Annotated in this window: 15 protein-coding genes; 5 read left to right on the top strand and 10 right to left on the bottom strand. The window is 62.0% G+C overall.

The window, feature by feature from the left end:
* Positions 1-35: 35 nt before the first annotated feature.
* From tssH to D3260_RS14745, 9 genes are all read right to left on the bottom strand, one after another.
* On the bottom strand, positions 36-2,714 hold the full coding sequence (gene tssH / locus D3260_RS14705) for a type VI secretion system ATPase TssH (protein WP_120099362.1): 2,679 nt from the start codon (positions 2,712-2,714) through the stop codon (positions 36-38).
* Between the two features lie 33 nt (positions 2,715-2,747).
* Entirely contained in the window at positions 2,748-3,842 is a 1,095-nt protein-coding gene (gene tssG / locus D3260_RS14710) for a type VI secretion system baseplate subunit TssG (protein WP_120099363.1), read from the bottom strand.
* The gene (gene tssF, locus D3260_RS14715) at positions 3,806-5,650 is read right to left on the bottom strand and encodes a type VI secretion system baseplate subunit TssF (protein ID WP_120099378.1); all 1,845 of its coding nucleotides are present in this window, start codon (positions 5,648-5,650) and stop codon (positions 3,806-3,808) included. Before tssF ends, tssG begins: the two co-directional genes overlap by 37 nt.
* Before the next feature lie 26 nt (positions 5,651-5,676).
* A complete protein-coding gene (locus D3260_RS14720) occupies positions 5,677-6,225 on the bottom strand; it encodes a pesticin C-terminus-like muramidase (RefSeq protein ID WP_120099364.1) in 549 nt (182 codons plus the stop codon).
* Positions 6,226-6,276: 51 nt separating this feature from the next.
* Positions 6,277-6,762 (bottom strand): type VI secretion system baseplate subunit TssE, encoded by a 486-nt coding sequence (gene tssE, locus D3260_RS14725; RefSeq protein ID WP_120099379.1) that lies wholly within the window; start codon positions 6,760-6,762, stop codon positions 6,277-6,279.
* Between the two features lie 118 nt (positions 6,763-6,880).
* The gene (locus D3260_RS14730) at positions 6,881-7,384 is read right to left on the bottom strand and encodes a type VI secretion system tube protein Hcp (protein ID WP_120099365.1); all 504 of its coding nucleotides are present in this window, start codon (positions 7,382-7,384) and stop codon (positions 6,881-6,883) included.
* 42 nt (positions 7,385-7,426) lie between these two features.
* Positions 7,427-8,923 (bottom strand): type VI secretion system contractile sheath large subunit, encoded by a 1,497-nt coding sequence (gene tssC / locus D3260_RS14735; RefSeq protein ID WP_120099366.1) that lies wholly within the window; start codon positions 8,921-8,923, stop codon positions 7,427-7,429.
* Between the two features lies 1 nt (position 8,924).
* Positions 8,925-9,461 carry a type VI secretion system contractile sheath small subunit gene (gene tssB, locus D3260_RS14740; protein WP_120099367.1) on the bottom strand — a complete coding sequence of 179 codons (537 nt, stop codon included), beginning with the start codon at positions 9,459-9,461 and terminating at the stop codon, positions 8,925-8,927.
* Positions 9,462-9,467: 6 nt separating this feature from the next.
* Positions 9,468-10,178: a M48 family metallopeptidase gene (locus tag D3260_RS14745; protein ID WP_147418220.1), complete on the bottom strand. Its 711-nt coding sequence runs from the start codon at positions 10,176-10,178 to the stop codon at positions 9,468-9,470.
* Between the two features lie 150 nt (positions 10,179-10,328).
* On the opposite strand from D3260_RS14745, the gene tssJ reads away from it, so the two are divergent.
* From tssJ to D3260_RS17365, 5 genes are all read left to right on the top strand, one after another.
* A complete protein-coding gene (gene tssJ / locus D3260_RS14750) occupies positions 10,329-10,925 on the top strand; it encodes a type VI secretion system lipoprotein TssJ (RefSeq protein WP_158583561.1) in 597 nt (198 codons plus the stop codon).
* Between the two features lie 325 nt (positions 10,926-11,250).
* A complete protein-coding gene (gene tssK / locus D3260_RS14755) occupies positions 11,251-12,600 on the top strand; it encodes a type VI secretion system baseplate subunit TssK (protein WP_120099370.1) in 1,350 nt (449 codons plus the stop codon).
* Positions 12,601-13,389: a type IVB secretion system protein IcmH/DotU gene (gene icmH / locus D3260_RS14760; protein ID WP_120099371.1), complete on the top strand. Its 789-nt coding sequence runs from the start codon at positions 12,601-12,603 to the stop codon at positions 13,387-13,389.
* A gap of 14 nt (positions 13,390-13,403) precedes the next feature.
* The gene (tssI, locus tag D3260_RS14765; protein WP_120099372.1) at positions 13,404-16,466 is read left to right on the top strand and encodes a type VI secretion system tip protein TssI/VgrG; all 3,063 of its coding nucleotides are present in this window, start codon (positions 13,404-13,406) and stop codon (positions 16,464-16,466) included.
* On the top strand, positions 16,453-17,031 hold the full coding sequence (locus D3260_RS17365) for a hypothetical protein (protein WP_147418221.1): 579 nt from the start codon (positions 16,453-16,455) through the stop codon (positions 17,029-17,031). Before tssI ends, D3260_RS17365 begins: the two co-directional genes overlap by 14 nt.
* A 763-nt stretch (positions 17,032-17,794) precedes the next feature.
* Here the strand turns inward: D3260_RS17365 and D3260_RS14775 are convergent.
* Positions 17,795-18,033 (bottom strand): integrase core domain-containing protein (locus D3260_RS14775; protein ID WP_147418222.1); only part of this gene is annotated, 239 nt, incomplete at its 5' end.

The following is an 18,033-nucleotide window of genomic DNA, read 5'->3' on the forward strand; positions in this document are numbered from 1 at the left end:
GGTACGCTTGATGATCGATTCGTGCATGGCCGTTTCTAGTTGATCTTGTAGGTGAATTCGCCGCTCTTGCGGGCCCCGACCTTGATGCGCTCGATGCCCTGGCCTTCGGCCATGCGGGAGAGCACGGTCCCGGCGATTTCCGGCAGGAGCGTGCCGGTCAGGATGTTGTCGACATTGCGCGCCCCGGAATCGACTTCCGTGCAGCGCGCGAGCACGGCTTCGACCAGCGCATCGCTCCAGGTCATGCGGGCCTGGTGGTTGTCGGCCACCCGCGCGGCGATGCGGGCGAGCTTGAGCTTGATGATCTCGGCCAGCGCATCGTCGGAAATGGCGTAGTACGGCACCACCTTCAGCCGACCCAGCAGGGCCGGCTGGAAAACCTGATACAGCTCGGGCTTGATCGCGTCCGTCATCTCGTCCAGTGCCGGCATCTCGTCGGCGGCCTTGTTGAGACACGACTTCGTGATGGTGGCCGAGCCAACGTTGCTGGTCAGAATGATGAGCGTGTTGCGAAAGTCGATCGGCCGGCCTTCGGCATCGTCGATCGTGCCCTTGTCGAAGACCTGATAGAACAGCTCCATGACATCGGGATGGGCTTTTTCGACCTCGTCGAGCAGGATGACGGAATACGGGTTGCGCCGGACTGCCTCGGTAAGTACGCCGCCTTCGCCGTAACCCACATAGCCGGGCGGCGAGCCCTTGAGCCCGGAGACGGTATGGGCCTCCTGGTATTCGCTCATGTTGATGGTGACGAGCTTGCGCTCGCCGCCGTACAGCACATCGGCCAGTGCGAGCGCGGTTTCGGTCTTGCCGACACCGGACGGCCCGACGAACAGGAACACGCCTTTCGGCTTGTCGGGATCCTCCAGACCGGCCCGGGCGGTGCGCACGCGCTGGGCGATGGCTTCCAGCGCATGGGACTGCCCGATCACCCGATTTTCCAATCGGTTCTTCAGATCCAGCACGGTGTGGATCTCGTCGGCCACCATCTTGCCGAGCGGCACACCGGTCCACGCGGCCACGATTTCGGCCACCGCATGGGCATCGACCTCGTTGGCCACCAGCGGGGTCTCTCCCTGGAGCGTGGCGAGTTCACCGGCGCGCGATTTGAGCTTGTCGCGGCGCTCATCGTCGGACAACGCGCCCTCGGCGGACACATCGGCATTCGGATCGGTGCCGTTCTCAAGCGCGGCACGCAACTGCTGGATTTCGCCCACGAGGGCGCGCTCGCGTTCCCAGCGCTGCTCGTCGGCCGTGCATTCCGCGGCGATGCTGTCACGCTGCGACTGTAGTGTTTCCAGACGTTCGTCGTGGTTGCCACCGGCGGCCCGCTCACGGGTCAGCGCGGTGATTTCCGCGTCCAGGCGCGCCAGGCGCTTGCGGTCGTCATCGATCTTGGCGGGGGTGGCGCTCTGGGCGAGTGCGACGCGGGCACAGGCCGTATCGAGGACGCTGACCGCCTTGTCCGGCAGCTGACGCCCGGTGATGTAGCGATTCGACAACCGCGCGGCTTCGGTGATCGCTTCATCAAGAATCCGCACGTTGAAGTGCGTTTCCATGAGCGCCGTCATGCCGCGCAGCATGGCGGCGGTCAGTTCCTCGTCCGGCTCTTCGACCTTGACGACCTGGAAACGGCGCGCCAGGGCAGCGTCTTTTTCGAAGTATTTCTTGTACTCGCTCCAGGTGGTGGCGGCGATGGTCCGCAGCTCGCCGCGCGCCAGCGCGGGCTTGAGCAGATTGGCCGCGTCGCCCTGGCCTGCCTGGCCGCCCGCGCCGATGATGGTGTGGGCTTCGTCGATGAACAGAATGATGGGCGTCGGGCTCTTGCGGACCTCGTCGATCACGCCCTTGAGCCGATTCTCGAATTCGCCTTTCACGCTGGCGCCGGCCTGCAGCAGCCCCAGATCGAGCACGCGCAGGGCGACATCGGCCAGGGCCGGCGGCACGTCGCCTTCAACGATACGACGTGCCAACCCTTCGACGACAGCGGTCTTGCCGACCCCGGCCTCCCCGGTCAGGATCGGGTTGTTCTGGCGTCGGCGCAGCAGAATGTCCATGACCTGGCGGATCTCGCCATCGCGCCCGATGACCGGGTCGATGCGGCCGTCGCGGGCGGCTTGTGTGAGGTTCGTGGTGTAACGATCAAGCGAGGGCGTCCGGCTCGCGCCGTCGGCGGCGGCCTCATCGGCGGCATTGTCGGACGCGGCTTCGGCGGTGTCCTCATCGCCGGCCGGCACGGCCTCTTCCGAACCCTGGGTGACACTGTCGAGATCGTGCTTGAGGGTATCGATCGGAAAACGCGAGAACTCGACCGAGCCGCGGGTCGCGAACTGGGCCAGATCACGCTCGGTCAGCAGCGCGATCAACAGATGGCCGCTGCGGATCTGCGCCGTGTGCGAATCCAGCGACGCAATCAGCCAGGCGTGCTCGAACAACGTCGGGATGCGGGACGAAAACACGGGTGTCCGGGTGTTGCCGACTTCGAACCGACCGATCTCGGCTTCCAGATCACGCGTGAGGGCATCCACATCCACCTTGCCGGCTCGGGCCGCCAGGGCAACATCGCTGGCCGGCATTTCGAGCAACGCCAGAAACAGGTGTTCGAGGTCGACCTCGTAGTGGCCGCGCGCCTGTGTCATGCCGGCCGCCCGCTCGGCGGCTCGGCGACACGTCGCGTTGAGCTTGCCGATCAGCGTCTTGAGGTTATTGGCCATGTCAGTCGGGCTCCGTCGGGTCGTTCAGGCCGGTCAGGCGATGTGATAAGTGGTATCGGCGCGCGGTTCTTGCGGTCTCTTCGAGATCACGAAAGCGTCCCAGCCGAGCCGGCCGCCGCCGTCGGCCTCGGTGCTGCCGAGCTGTGCACACTGCACATCCTCGGCAGCCAGAATCAGGCGGACTTCATATTCCAGCCGCACGCCGGTCATCCGCTGCACCAGTTTCTTCAAGGCGGCAGCGCGATCGCCGCCGGGCAGAAACGCCGAGAAATCCGCCTTGCGCAACGGACCGATCCAGAGGCGCACGCACAGATCGCATTGCAGCACGCGCTCGCCGGCGATCGCGCCGCCGCAGAGCGTGGCGTTGTTCTGGCCGAGGAACGTGCGCTGGCTCTCGGGTACCGGATACCATCGCGGCACGAATTGTTCGAGGCGCACGTCAACGCCGAAATAGTCGGCCACCACGCGTTGGACCATCACCGCCGAGACGGGCCGGCGCCAGAACGTGCCCGCATGGAAACCGGCCGACTCCAGACTGATCTCGCCGGGTGCCTGTGTCAGTTGTGTCCGCAGGGCCGAAAAATCGGTGCCGGCCAGCGAGAGCATGATCGGCAACGCCTGCTTGTCCCGGCGGCCGTCCAGCTCGTAGTGCAGGGACGGCCGGTATTTCTTCCAGGCGGCGTAGAACAACGCCGCACTGCGCGTGGTGAACAGATCGAAGAACGCCCGCGCGGCGCGATCGCGACGATAGATCTCGCGCCCGACCAGGCGTTCGGTGTACTGCAACGGCAGCGCACCGTTGGTGCCGAGCAGGCCGAAGAAGGCCGGGGTCAACGATACCGTGGCGACATCCCCGGCTTCGAGCGCATGTGCCCGCTGTAACGGTGCGTCGATCGGCTCGCCGGCGGCGTCCTGGGCCTCGGCGGCCTCGAGCTCGCTCGGTGGAAACGACAGGCTCAGGCTGTTGCGAAACCGCACATGCTGCGGCACCACGTCGCGCGCGATGGCCCGCTGCCCCGCGAAATAATGTTCGAGTAGCCGGACCGCCTGGAAATACTCGAAGCGATACGGCGCATCCAGCAGCTGCTGGATCAGACCAGTGTCGTTTCGCCGCCGCGCGGAAGGCATTCCAGGATGACCTCTTGAGTTTGCTTCGAAACCAGCACGAGCTGGGTGAAACTGTTGGCGTGAATATAGAACCCGAGAAAGCGATCGATGACCTCGGCGAATACCTGTAACCCGACGCCGACAAAGCTTTCTTCATCCACGGTCAGGCTGACCCGCACGCCGCGAACCACGGCCGAATACTTGCCGCGCGCCAGCCAGGTGGTCGTGGACTCGTAGTCCAGACCGACGACGCCCTCGATCTGGCGCGACGATATGGCCGAGCGGTTGAGATCGTAGATCCGCAGGATTTCCTTGAAGGTTTCGAGCCCGCCCTGCAGCAGCGATAGATGATCAAGCGCGAGGTGCGAAATGAGGCGCCAGTTGGCCGCCCGGCCGTGCGTGAACCGGCGCTCGACCGAGGGTTTGCGCATCAGCGCGATACGTTGCACGACGGAGCCGCCCTCGAGGTCGAGATCGCCCCCCGGCCGGCCATATGACAACCCCTGTGGCAGATCCCGGTTGGTGCATGTCAGCGCCAGGCTCAGGGTATCCGTGCGCGGGGAAACCGGCTCGAAAGCAAGATCGACGAGCGAGAGCTGCAACTCGTAGCCGGGGCTGGTCTGGGCCAGTAGATCATCACGCGTCGTGACCCAGTACTGGCCGTCGCTGTCAGCCGACTGGCCGTGCCGCAGCGAGTAGAACGGTTTGAATTCGGTGATCGACTCGCCCTGCGGGGTCTGGCGCACCCGTTTGACGGCATCGATGGCATAGACCTCGTAGCCGTAGGCCCGGCGCGCGTCCGCCACCACCGGGTACTGGCTCGCCGTCTCGCTGACCCGGATGGGCTCACCGCGTTGTTTGAACAGGTTGACGACCGGGGTACAGCCGAGACGCAGATTCTCGTGCGTCAGGTTCTCCAGCGTCCGTGCGATCGCCGAATCGGATCGCACGTCGGCCAGGATCAGATGCAAACGCAGGCTGCGGGTGTTGTTCGGCAGGCGACGCGCCAGCGCGGCCAGGTCGATGTCGAAGAAGTTGAACTTCTCGGGATAGGCGAAGAACTCGGTCAACAACCGGAACGCCGGATGGGCGTGCGCGGGATAGTCGATCAGTGCCTGATCCTCGTCGAAGCCAACCGTATGCACGGGGCGTTCACCGAGCCGATGCCATTCCCCGTCGCGATCGGCCTCGACGTAGAAACGCAGCGCGTGCATGGACACCGCATCCCGCAACGCCGCACAGAACGATGGCTCGCCATCGATGAAAAGCCGCAGCGTCTCGACACCGAGTTCCGCCAGATTGGCCTGGTCGGAGGTGAGCGCGAACTCCAGCGAAATCTGGCCGGTGGCATCGCCGGGCAGCTGGACGACCTGCGGCGGCCGAGCGATCGCGTGGTAATCGGCCGAACGCAGGGCGATCGGGGCGAGCGTGACGTCGTAGGCCGTGCGAAAACGACAGGCCACGCCCCGTACCGGCTGGGAACGCAGCTCGGTGCCGCGTGGAATCGTCTGGGCCCGCGTCAGCTGGCCCGCCGCGCTGCCCAGATCCATCCGTGCGATGGAACAGGCAGGAAACGGACGCAGGTAGTGCGGATAGAGCACCTCGAACAACGCATCCGTGAACTCCGGATAGTTGTCCTCGATCTTTTTCGATACCCGTGCGTTGAGCAGCGCGAACGATTCGATCAGCCGCTCGACGTGCGGGTCTTCGCTGACATCGCCGGACAGGAGCAGGCGCCCGGCAATCTTCGGATACCGCTCGGAGAACTCGCGCGAATACCGACGCAAGAACGCCAGTTCGCGTTCGTAGAACGGCAGCAGCTCTTCCATGCCCCCTCCCTGCATACCGAGCCCGCCTAGGCCGCGCTGGCAAACAGACGCGATAGCGCCTCGGCGGCCGGCACCCGTCGCCGACGCAGCGCATCACCGGTCGCGGCCCAGTCCTGTGCGGTACTGGCACGCCAGACCTCGGGCAGCAACCGATCCGGGCGGCCGCCGGCATGCAAGAAGACCACCGCCAGCGCGGTCTGGGCATTGGCCGGCAGCGTGCCGAAGCTGCGACGACCGCGGTTGGTTGCCGCGCCCATGTACATCGCCGCCAGACGATCAATCGCACGACGATTGTCATGCGCGATGATCGCGCCCTGCTCGTTCGCGGTCAGGCGTACCGGCTGCCAGCGTGTAGCGGCCTGCAGCTCGGCGCCCGTCTTGCCCAGATAGGGCCGCAACTTGCGACGCAGGCTCGACGGCAGCCCCGCGCGGTGCAGGTCGGCCTCGCGTACGGTCGCCAGATCCAGCCGCTTGCCGACGCGCAGTCCGTGCCTGCCCTCTCGATCGGGCAGGCGCACTTCCGTTGCGCGCTGGCCAAGCGCCCGGGCGACGAATCCGAAATCGATTCTGTTCATTGGAATATGTGCTCTCTGATCGTACCCGTGCCGCCAGGGCCGGGTGCGACCTCAATGATCACGTAGACGGCGCGATTTCGAGACTTCGTACTGCAGCGTCGAAGGCTGAAGCATGGCATCGAAGTTCACCGGCTCCTGGGCCGGATGCACGACAAGCAATGCCGAAATCGCGAAACGCAGTTTGCTTGAGGCGAAGTAGTCCATCTCGAGCGTGGCGCGAACGTTGGTCAGACGCGGCTCATGATGGTCGATGGCGCGCTCCAATGATCGGCAGACATACGCCCGATCGTAGGAATTCGCCAGGCTCAGCCCCGAGAAATCGGACAGGCCGTAGCTCAGGATCGAGCGCTGACACTCGGGAAAACGCTCAAGCGCCTCGTCGGCCAGAACCAGGCGGGTATTGAGCAACGCTTCGAGATCCCGCGCCACCGATTCCTTGACCTGCTCGATATTCAGACGACGCGCCACACCGGTCGCCGGCGCACGCACGTCGTCATCGAGAAGCTTCTCGAAAAGGCTGGGCTCGAACTCGTCGATCATGTCCTGCCTGCTGTCCTGGTCTTCGTGTTGCCTCACGGCAATCAAAAAAAGGCCACGCAATCGCCGTGAGCGACGATCGCGCGGCCTTTCGGCGTGCCGAACAACGGCGCCGCGATCAGGCCGCGAACGTCTTGTCGTTCTTCGTCAGGCTCCAGGCACCCTGGGAGCTGCCGCCGGCGCCGCCGCCGATCTTCTGCTGCGTGTACTTCCACTGCACCGCAGCGTACTTGAGCGCCATCGTTTCCGTGGGGATGCCCTCGCTCTCGACCGTCGGCTCGACTTCGGCGACGATCGCGTCCTTGAGCTGGATCTCCATGTACTTCACGCGCTGGCCTTCGCCGTCAGCACGATAGAACTCGATGGTGACCTTCGAAAAGGTCTGGCCGCCGGAGCAGGCCTGATACAGCTGCGGGCTGACGACGTCCATGTCCTTGGTGAACACCATGTCCTCGTGCTCGCAGCGCTCGGCCGTGTGGCCACCGGCACTGGAGGCCGTTGCCGACTTCGGCTGAGAGATGCGATGACGCCAGGTATGGGCTTCGACCCAACCCGCGTGCTCCTTGTCCTGCGACTCGCCCTTGATGCCGGGGCGCTCGAACTTGATGTAGATATCCTTCATGGGGGTCCTCCGTTAGACGATGAAAACAGTCGCGACGTTGCGCTACGACGCTCTTGCCGATTCCGGCAACTCGGCGACCAGCCGGAGCGAGACGGACAGCTCGTCGAGTTGAAAATGCGGCCGCATGAACGCCACCGCCCGGTAAGCCCCGGGCCGTCCCGGGATTTCTGACACCTTGATCGATGCCTCGCGAAGCGGGAACTGCGCCTTGGCTTCCTGCGTCGCGTTGTCGTCAAGGAGTACGTATTGGGTGATCCAGTTGTTCAGAAAGTCCTCGACGTTGCCGGCCGAGGCGAAACTGCCGATCTTGTCGCGCATCATGGCTTTCAGATAATGCGAGACACGCGATACGGCGAAGATGTACTGCAACTGCGCCGAGAGCACGGCGTTGGCGTTGGCCGCATCGGTGTTGTATGTCTTCGGCCGCTGGACCGACTGGGCGCCGAAGAACGCGGCATAGTCGGTGTTCTTGCAGTGCACGAGCGGAATCAGGCCGAGGTCGCTCAACTCCTTCTCGCGGCGGTCGGTGATGGAGATCTCGGTCGGGCACTTGAGCGCGACCTCTCCATCGTCCGTCTTGAAGGTATGGGTCGGCAGATCCTCGACCAGACCGCCACCTTCCACGCCACGAATGGCGGCACACCAGCCGAAATTCTCGAACGCCGTGGTCAGGCGGGCACCGAAGGCATAGGCCGTGTTGCACCACAGATATTTGTCGTGATCGCTGCCGTCGACGTCTTCGACGAAGTTGAATCCGTCAACCGTGGTGCCGTCGACCGGGTTGTACGGCAACCGGCCGAGAAAACGCGGCAGTGTGAGACCGACATAGCGCGAATCCTCGGATTCGCGAAAACTCTTCCACTTCGCGTATTCGACGGTATCAAAGATCTTGGCCAGATCGCGCGGCTTGCCGAGTTCCGTATAGGAGTCGAAACCGAACAACTGCGGCGACGCCGCGGAGATGAACGGCGCGTGCGCCGCAGCCGCCACATGCGACATCTGCTGAAGCAGGTGCATGTCTTCGGGCAGCCGCCCGAACTCGTAGTCGCCGAGGACTGCGCCGAAGGCGTCGCCACCGAACGTGCCGAACTCCTCCTCGTAGACCTTCTTGAACATCGCGCTCTGGTCGAAATCCACAGCGGATTTGAAGTCGCGCAACAGCTCCTGCTTGGTCGCCGACATCATGCGGATCTTGATCGTCGAGCCGGTCGACGTCTGGGAGCACAGGTATTGCAGTCCGCGCCAGGAGCCTTCGAGCTTCTTGAACTCCGGCGCGTGCATGACCTCGCTGAGCTGATCGGAGATCAGACCGTCCAGCTCGGCGATGCGGGCATCCAGGGTCGCCCCCAGATTGTCGGAAACGACGACGGTGCCTTCCATGACATCGTCGACGAGTGCACTGATGAGATCCTTGGCTCGTTCTCGCTCGTCGTCCGAACGGGCGACCCGGCTTTCCTCGACGATCTGGTCGAGCAGGTTGCCGGTATTTTCCTCGGCAGCCGCCTGAGCCTGGTTCTGTTCGCTCTGGGCATCGGCCATATCAGGCATCTCCCTTGTCGCCGTCGTCATCCCGACCGGAATCGGGCGCGGCTTTCTTGAGTGCGTCGAGTTTCTCGGTGCTGCTCAACACCTCGGCGAGCAGGTCCTCGAGCTTCTCGTTGCCGGCGATCTTGTTGCGCAGATCGGCAAGCTTCTGACGCGCCTCGACAAGCTGACGCAGCGGCTCGACCTGTTCGACAACTCGATCGGGCGAGAAGTCGTCCATGCTGGTAAACGCCATATCGACGCCGAATTCGCCCCCCTCATCCGAGAGCTTGTTCGGTACGCGATAGGTTGCGCGCGGCTCGAGCCCGGACATCACATCGTCGATATTGTCGTTGTCGACTTCGACGAACTTGCGATCCTTGAGGCGCGGCTGTTCCTTGACGGACTGGCCGCGATAGTCCCCCAGCGCCCCGACAACGAAGGGCAGTTCCTTCTGCTCGATGGCATCGCCCTTCTCGACCTCATAGGTCAGCTGGACGCGTGGCGGACGGACCTTCTGCAATCGCTTCTGAACGCTTTCTTTCTTTGCCATGGTGCTCTACTTCGGAAGACTTTCGAGTTTCTGGAAGGGGTTGAGCGAGCCATCGTCGCTGTCGCCACCCTGCGTGTCCTGCCCGGCATCATCCGGTGCGGCCGACGTCGATTTGCTACTGGACGATTGGCTGGCCGAACGCGAGGCGCTCGACGATGATCGCCGGGAATGCGACGACGAGTGGCGCGTCGAGGAACGACGCCGCTTCCGGGTCGTCTGCGACTTGCCGCTGTCCTCGCTCTCCCCGGCCGGCAGGATGCTCTCGCCCAGCGTCTCACGTAGCTGATCGGCCAGCTGATTGGCCCGCTGCCGCATCGAGCCCTTCAGGTCCGACTGATTCTGCAGCGTGGCCAGAGACGCCTCGGCGAGCCGCAGGCTGCTGACGAGTGCGATGCTGTTTGCCTGGTTGTTCTGCCCGTCACGACTGATCGCTTCTTCCGAAGCCGTCAGCGCCTTGACGTAATCGCTGTTATCGAAATGCAGCTTGGCGATGCCCACCCACGGTGTCGGGTCGACCGGATCGGCCTTGGCTGCCTTTTCGAACAGCGATATCGCATCGGTGCTGTCGCCATCGGCCGCGCGATTGGCCGCCTGGTTCATCAACTGATCATGCGTCAGATGTTCGGATTCGCCCATGGAGGCGCAGCCGGACAACAGCAGCACCACTGCCAGTCCGACAGCGGTCGCCCAACGCATTTGCAGCACTGGCGTATTCAACGTCAACTCGCTCGTTCCTTCTGATCGTGCCGGAAAGTCTTATTCATGCGTGATTGTTTGATACATTAATAACGAGAGACGATCAATACGATAGTTGATAATCAATCTGTCGTTTTCAATGGGGGCGACGAATTTATGCCGATTTTTCCGGTGATTACAAAACATTACCGCCTGGGGGTGATGGCGTTCGCCGTTTTCGCTCTGCTCGCACAGAGCGCGTGCTCCCTGCTCGGCGCGCGCGAAAAACCCGACGATGCCCCGGTACCGATCGACCGATTCCAGAGCGAGCCGTCGCCGAACACGACGGCGCTGCGCATCTTCTCGTCGCAGGAGCTCAATCAGTCGCGCACCGGCCAGGCGCTTTCGGTGCTCGCTCGTCTGTATGTCCTCAAGGATTACGAAGCCTTCAACGAGGCAGACTTCGCTTCGTTCGTGGACGCCGACACGGCGAAGGCGCACCTGGGCGGTGATCTGGTCACGGCCCGCGAGACCATGCTCCTGCCGGGCAAGAAGTACGAAACCTACGTCCCGACAGCATCCGACGGGCAATACCTGGCGGTGGTGGTGCTGTTCCGCGATGCCGATCCGAGCCGATGGCGTGCCGTGTTCAAGCTCGATCGAGACGACCCGGAACCGATCACGCTGGGCGTGAGTCGCTGCGCGCTGATCGCGACCAGCGGCCATGTCGTTGAGGAAAGCGAGGCAGTCGAGCAGCCCCTGACAAGCGCGCGCTGCCCGGGCAACTGATGCCTGCCTGCCCGTTCATTCGCAGCGATGGGATGCCCGTCACGCATGACGCACCGTATCGCGACTCCACCGGGCTTGCCGGGTCGCCGGCGCCCTTGGACACGCGAATATTCAGAGCACACAAACGGCTCGCACTCTCAATTTGTTTTGCACAATAAAATACGCAGCAGCTCAAATCGAGGCCGGCCAGTTATCCCGATTATTGTGTCGGCGTGATAAAAAAAAGCACCGCGAGCCATGAAATGACCAGAAACGGCAACGAGATTCAAATGGCGTTAGATATTTCTACCACCCGATACGCGATTCGCTGCGCGGAGAGCCGTCGATGAGTCAGCATCAGCGGGTTCTCTGGGGAGAAGGCCTGTTTCTTCGCCCGCAGCATTTCCAGTATCAGGACCTTTATCACGACAGCCGGCTGCGAGAAGCACTGGCTGATGCGCATCCCTACGCCTGGGGGCTCAAACGCATCCGGGTCGAGCGTGACGCGCTGGCCAACGGGGTCTTCCGGCTCAACGCGCTATCAGCGATCCTGCCGGACGGTGAAGTCTTCGATGCACCGGAGCCCGACGCACTCCCGCCGGCGCTTGCCCTGGACAATATCCCCGAGGCGACCACGTCGGTGATCATTTATGCCGGGCTGCCGCGCCTGCGCGATCGCGGCGGCAACGTGGCCGCCGATGCGGAGCAGGCCCGACAAGGGCTGACGCGTTATTTCCGTACCGACGGCAATGCCCCCGACATGTTCACCGACGCCGCAGATGCCGACCTGGCTTTCCTCGGCCGCTCACTGCGACTACTCACCGACGACAAGCCACGAGACGAATACGTGAGCCTGCCGATCGCCCGGCTGGAGCGCGCCTCGACGGGCGGCTTCCAGCTCGACGACCAGTTCGTGCCACCGGTGTTTCAGATCGGCGCGTCGGAAGCGCTGATCCAGCGCCTGCGTCGCCTGCTCGATGCGCTGCAGGCCAAGATCGATTCGCTCTATGGCCATCATCGCGAGCCGGCCCAGGATCTCGTCGAGTTTCGCTCCGGCGATATCGCCTCGTTCTGGCTTTTGCACACGGCAAGCAGCGCCTTTGCCGGGCTGTCCCATCTGCTGAACAACCCGGGGCTGTCGCCAGAGCGCCTGTTCCAGCGCATGCTCGAACTCGCCGGCGCATTGATGACCTTCTCGACCCGGCATTCCCTGGCGGACCTACCCGCCTACGACCACGAGGAACCGGGCCATGTCTTCGACAGCCTGTCGCGGATCGTTCGGGATCTGCTCGAGGCCGTCATCTCCGAGCGCTACATCCGCATCCCGCTGCAGGAGAGCCGGCCGTCCTATCACGTCGGCCAGCTCAACTCCGACCGCATCAACGAGCGTACGGAGTTCTATCTGGCTGTGGGCGCGGACCTGTCGCCGGCCGAACTCGTCGAGATCGTCCCGCTGCGTTTCAAGGTTGGCGCACCGGACGATGTCGAACGATGCGTGCTGTCCGCCCTGCCTGGCGTCAAGCTGATCCATACACCGCAAGTGCCAAGCGCGGTGCCGGTGCGGGCCGGCCAATCCTATTTCTCGCTGAGCGTGACCGACCCGCTGTTCGAGCGCATGCTCAAGGCCGGCTCGATCATGATCTATGTGCCCAGTGGCATTCGCGAGCTGAAGCTCGATCTCGTAGCGGTGGTCTAGATGAGCGATAACAGACACGATCGAACGACCGACAACACGAGTCGCGCCGCGTTCGAGAGCCATTTCGAGGGGCTCGGCAACGCGGGCGAGACCACCCTCATCGACCTGCTCTACGACGGCTTCTATCTGCTGTTCTTGCTGCGTAACGGCCACTATCCGGCCGAAGCCGAACCGTTCGCCGACGAGGTCCGCCGCTATCTCGACGAATTCGAACGCAACGCGCGCAAGCACAACAAGACCACAGAGGACATCTACCAGGCCAAGTACGCGCTGTGTGCCGCGATTGATGAAACCGTACTGGCCAGCGGCCCTAAGCTGCGCGAGTACTGGGAGCTGCGCCCGTTGCAGCTGCAACTGTTCGGCGATCATCTGGCCGGCGAACACTTCTTCGACCGTCTCGAACAGCTGCGCGCCGAGGGCCGACCGCGCCTTGAAGTCCTCGAAGTCTTCTATCTCTGCATGCTGCTCGGCTTCAGCGGCCGCTTTCTGCTGGAAGGCACGGAGAAACTGAGCTATACAATCGCCCGTGTCGGCGACGAAATCGCCAGCATGAAAGGCAAACGCGCCGGCTTCGCACCGCGCTGGCAGCCGCCGGACTCCATCCGGCACAGGCTCAAGCGCGAAGTGCCGATGTGGGTGGTCGGCTCGGTCTGCCTGCTCGTGGCAGCGGTCACGGTCACCGGGCTTGGCTACACGCTGTCCGAGCAGACTCACACGACGCTGGCGCAATACAACGACATCGTCCAGATGCCGCCCACATCGGCGCATCTGACGATCACCTTACCCTGAGCCTGTAGACCACCATGGTGGATGCCGCCACAAGACTGTCGCGATTGCGCGATGCTTTCGATGCCATTTTTCATCAGGCCAACCGCCTGTTGCGCATCGAGAGCGCGCTGGGCACCGATGCGCTCGTCGTCGAGCGCGTCCACGGCCGCGAGGCAATCAGCGAATGCTACGGCTTTGCGATCGACTGCATCGCGCCTTCGGCCTCGTTCGAGCTCAAGACGCTCATCGGCGAGCCCTTGACGCTCAGAATGCAAACGCCAGACGGCACGCGTACCTGGCATGGCCTGGCCGAACGCGTGGCTTTTCTCGGCTCCGACGGCGGCGTCTCGCGATATCGCGTCATGCTGGTGCCGTGGCTCCATCTGCTGTCGCTACGTCGCGATTGCCGCATCTTTCAGGACCTGGATGCACTCGGCATCATCGAACGCATCCTTGCGGCCTATCCCCAGGCCCGTTTCCGCACCGATGTGACCCAATCACTGGCGACACGCCCGCGCTGCACGCAGTTTCGCGAAACCGATCTGGCCTTCGTGGAACGCCTGCTCGCCGAGGAAGGCCTGTGCTATCGCTTCGAGCATGATCCCGCGACAAGCGCGGCAGAGGCTGAAAACGAGGCAGCCCTCGGCCCGGAACTGGTCATTTTCGACGCGGCGGCCGACACGCCAAAGACAGCGCCAGCCTCGGTCCGCTTCCATCGAAGTGCCCCCGTCGAGGCCAGCGACACTATCACCGCGTTCTCTCGCCGCGCGGCCGTCACACCCAACCAGGCCAGCATTTCGGCCTGGGACGCACTCAAGGTACGCGCCCAGTCGCATACCGCCGGCGCGCAACCCAACCCGGTCGATCTGCCGACACTCGAACTCTACGATGGCTCGCGTGCAGCACTGCGACACCAGACGCTGTCGGTCGTGCGACAGAGCGCCGAATACTGGGTGGACGCCAGCCGGCTCGGCGCCGACACCGCCGATGGCAGCGCCAGCGCCCGACAATTCGCGGCCGGCCATGCTTTTGCACTGACCGCACACCCGAGCGATGACGGCACATATCGCCTGCTGGCAGTCGAGCACCGTGCCGCGAACAACCTCGGCGCCCATCTGGCGCATCTGTTGAACACCCCGGATATCGAATTCGGCAGCTATCGCAACCGCTTCTGCTGCGTGCCGGACAACATCGCGCAACGGCCGACCTATCGCCACAAACCCACAGCCCCCGGACCGGAAACCGCACTCGTGGTCGGCGTGGCCGAACAAACGCTGACCAGCCAACGCGATCACGGCATCAAGGTCCAGTTTCCCTGGCAACGCGGCGAGCAGCCCCATACCGGCGGCTTGCGCGCCGAGGGCGAGGCCGGCAACGCACCGGGCAACGAACGTTCGGGCATCTGGGTTCGTCTCGGCGAAGCCCTGGCCGGCCCGAACTGGGGTAGCACCTTCGTACCGCGGATCGGTAGCGAAGTCCTCATCGATTACCTGGAAGGCGATATCGACCAGCCCGTGGTTATCGGTCGCCTGCACAACGGCACCGCAGCCCCGCCTTTCGCCGCCGGCGCCGACAGCGGCGCCAATCATCCCGGCACACTCTCCGGCATCCAGACCCACGCCACCGACAACACGGGCAGCAACCACTGGATCCATGACGACGCCCCGGGTCAATTACGCCAACGCCTGGCCACAAGCCAGGCCGATAGCGCCCTGAACCTGGGCTACTTGATTGAACAGGCCGGCGCCCATCGAGGCACTTATCGCGGCCAGGGCACAGAACTGCGCACCGACGGCTGGGCAGCGCTGCGCGCCCCGGAAGGCCTGCTCTTTTCGACCACCGGCCGCGAACGCGCGCAGTCCAGCGCGCACGACATGGCGGAAAGCGTCGGCCAACTCAAGGCAGCCCACGATCTGGCCCAGCGCTTGTCGGATGCCGCACAAGCACAACAGGCGAGCTCACTCGACGCCAACACCGCCCAGCAGTCCTTCATCGAAACCCTCGACCCACAGGCCGACGGTATCTATCAGGCGCCGGTCGGCGGCCAGGATCATCGCAAACACCAACCCGGCACCCGCACGCCCGGCGACCCGGCCGAACGCCCGGCACAACCAACTGCCCTGTTCGAGACACCCAGCGTGTTGGCCACCACCACGCCGGCATCGACACTGCTGTTCGCCGGTCGCCACACTCACCAGAGCGTGCAAAGCGAAATCCAGCATACGGCTTCCGGCACCTATAGCAGTATCTCCGGCGCTGGAAGCAGCCTGTATACCCACGACGGCGGCATCCAGAGTGTCGCCGCGCAGGGCAGCACGAGCCTGCAGGCTCATGACGATACGCTCGAAATACTTGCCGACGATTCAGTCTCCGTCACCAGCAGCCAGACCGGCATCGACATCCAGGCCGCCGAGACCATCGAACTCGTGGCCGGCCAGTCCCGTATCACGCTCGACGGCGCGACAATCACCTTTGCTTGTCCTGGGACGTTTAAAGCCCGCGGAGGAATACACCACTTTGCAAAAGCGAGCTCTGCCAGCTTGCAGATCGTGGAACTACCAACGATCAATAAAACCGGATACAGCCAAAAAACGAATGTTACAAAACCAAGCCAAAAAGGAATCGAATTTCTTAAAGAAATAGAAAAGCTTCGACTCGAACCTTACGACGACCAGACGAAAAAAGAAATAAATTCCTGGAAGCCGGGAGCCACAATAGGATATGGACATCTCATTGGCCGAAGAGAATGGGATGCTTACAAAAACGGAATAACGAAAAAACAAGCAGAAGATATCTTCGACCAAGATATCGCGCCAACAGTACACGCGATAAATAGCCAAATTGACGCCCCTCTTGATTCGCAACAGTTCGATGCTCTGACTTTATTGACTTATAACATCGGAATTGGTGACAAAGGCTTAAAAAATTCTTCAGTTAAAAAATTGCTCAACAATCCTGGCGCAGAGACTCCCTACGATAGCCTCGAAAGCGCTTGGAAGGCCTGGAACAAATCACAAGGGAAAATTAATAAAGGATTAATCAACCGGCGTGCAGCTGAATGGAAAATCTACAGCGAGGGAGCTTATGAACACTGGTAATTTTAAAAAAAACTTATCATTACCAATCATGGCTGGCCTTTTCTTTCTAGGAACGATTAGCTTTACGGCACTTGCGAAAGACAAAGTCACTCGAGATATAAACTCAACAATCCAAAGCGACTGCTCCGCACGATCAGTTCAGGACCTATACGGCACATACCGCTTGACCCATTTGGAAAGATTCGGGGGCGGCTTAACAAGCCTAGAAGAGGCAAAGAAAAACCTAGGAAAGAGCCTCGAATTAAAGCCGAACCAATTTAGGGATCTGAATATAAGAATCAAAGATCCTAGCTACAAAATTCATTGCACCAAGGTTTCTGGCAGTGAAGGGGATGTTCAACCAAGAACATCGCTCCTTTTCTACGGCTTCGGAGGAAAACGCCATCAAATACAAACACTGAATGTTTCAAATAAGAAAAAAGATGACTACCCGTTTTCTTATGAAATCGTTTTAAAAAATTATAAATTTGAGATATGGTCGATGAACGACGGATTCTTTTACGAATACACAAAATCTAAAGAAACGACCATTACACCCGAGCGAAAAGCAGATGCAGGCGGCTAAAATCATATCGCGCAGAGATCTGCAGCCGCCCCGCCAATTCGGCCGAACGTCCCGTTGAGGAGTCGATAGCAAGACCATTTTCAAGGCCGCCAGCACCTACAGCATCTTTGACACCAGAATCGCGCTTGGCCGCTCGTGAGCGCTTACGGCAACAGCCTCTAAAGCGCATCGTCGAAGGATTTTAAGCCACAGGCCTATGCATGCGATAAAACCTTGAACCAGAAATGAGGAAAGTCGTTTGGACCCGGGTGTCGCCAGACCTCGCCATCGTTATAAGCCGCTGGAACGCGTTTTCGGCCAAGTGTGACGGTGCCAATACAGGTCTGTATCGATCTGACGCAACGTTTTGCGGCGCACTCGCAATGGAATTGGGGAGTCGCATACCTTGCCGTCGCCCCCTGATCGCGCCAGCGACAAGAAGCCGATGTGTGTTTTTTCCAGCATCCGTACGACGGCAGGAAGTCAGGTCACGCCACGGCGCATCGGTCCGTCATACCCGAAAAACAGCCTTGATGAAGCGGCGATTGTCATGCGCCGGGCGACTCCAGCGACCACGACGGCCGGCCAAATGCGGCTCAATCAATACCCACTGGTGATCCGTTAGATCATGCCGATGTCGCGCTGACAACATAAGACAAAAAACTGCCGAAACTTCAGCAATGTTTAAACATATCCTTTGACGACAAGCCCTTGGCCTGTTGATGTTTTGTGCGAGTCCGAGCCAAGTGCGCCCTGAAATTGACGATGGGCGGCAAGACAAGGCCTAGGTGTGTAAACCCACCACATTGTTCACGGATAAGCCCAGCCGGCTGATCGGCGGTTGATGGTTCAGGCTGGCATGCGGCCGGTGCCAGTTGTAGTCATGCAGCCAGTACGGCAGATAGTTCGCACGCTCATCGGCGTTTTGATAGACCCGGGCATAGGCCCATTCGTGCAGTGCCGTCTGTATCCAGCGCTCGGCTTTGCCGTTGGTCCGCGGCCGGTACGGCCGGGTGCGCTTGT

The sequence above is a fragment of the Salinisphaera sp. Q1T1-3 genome (assembly GCF_003602005.1).
In the GTDB taxonomy this organism is placed as follows: domain Bacteria; phylum Pseudomonadota; class Gammaproteobacteria; order Nevskiales; family Salinisphaeraceae; genus Salinisphaera.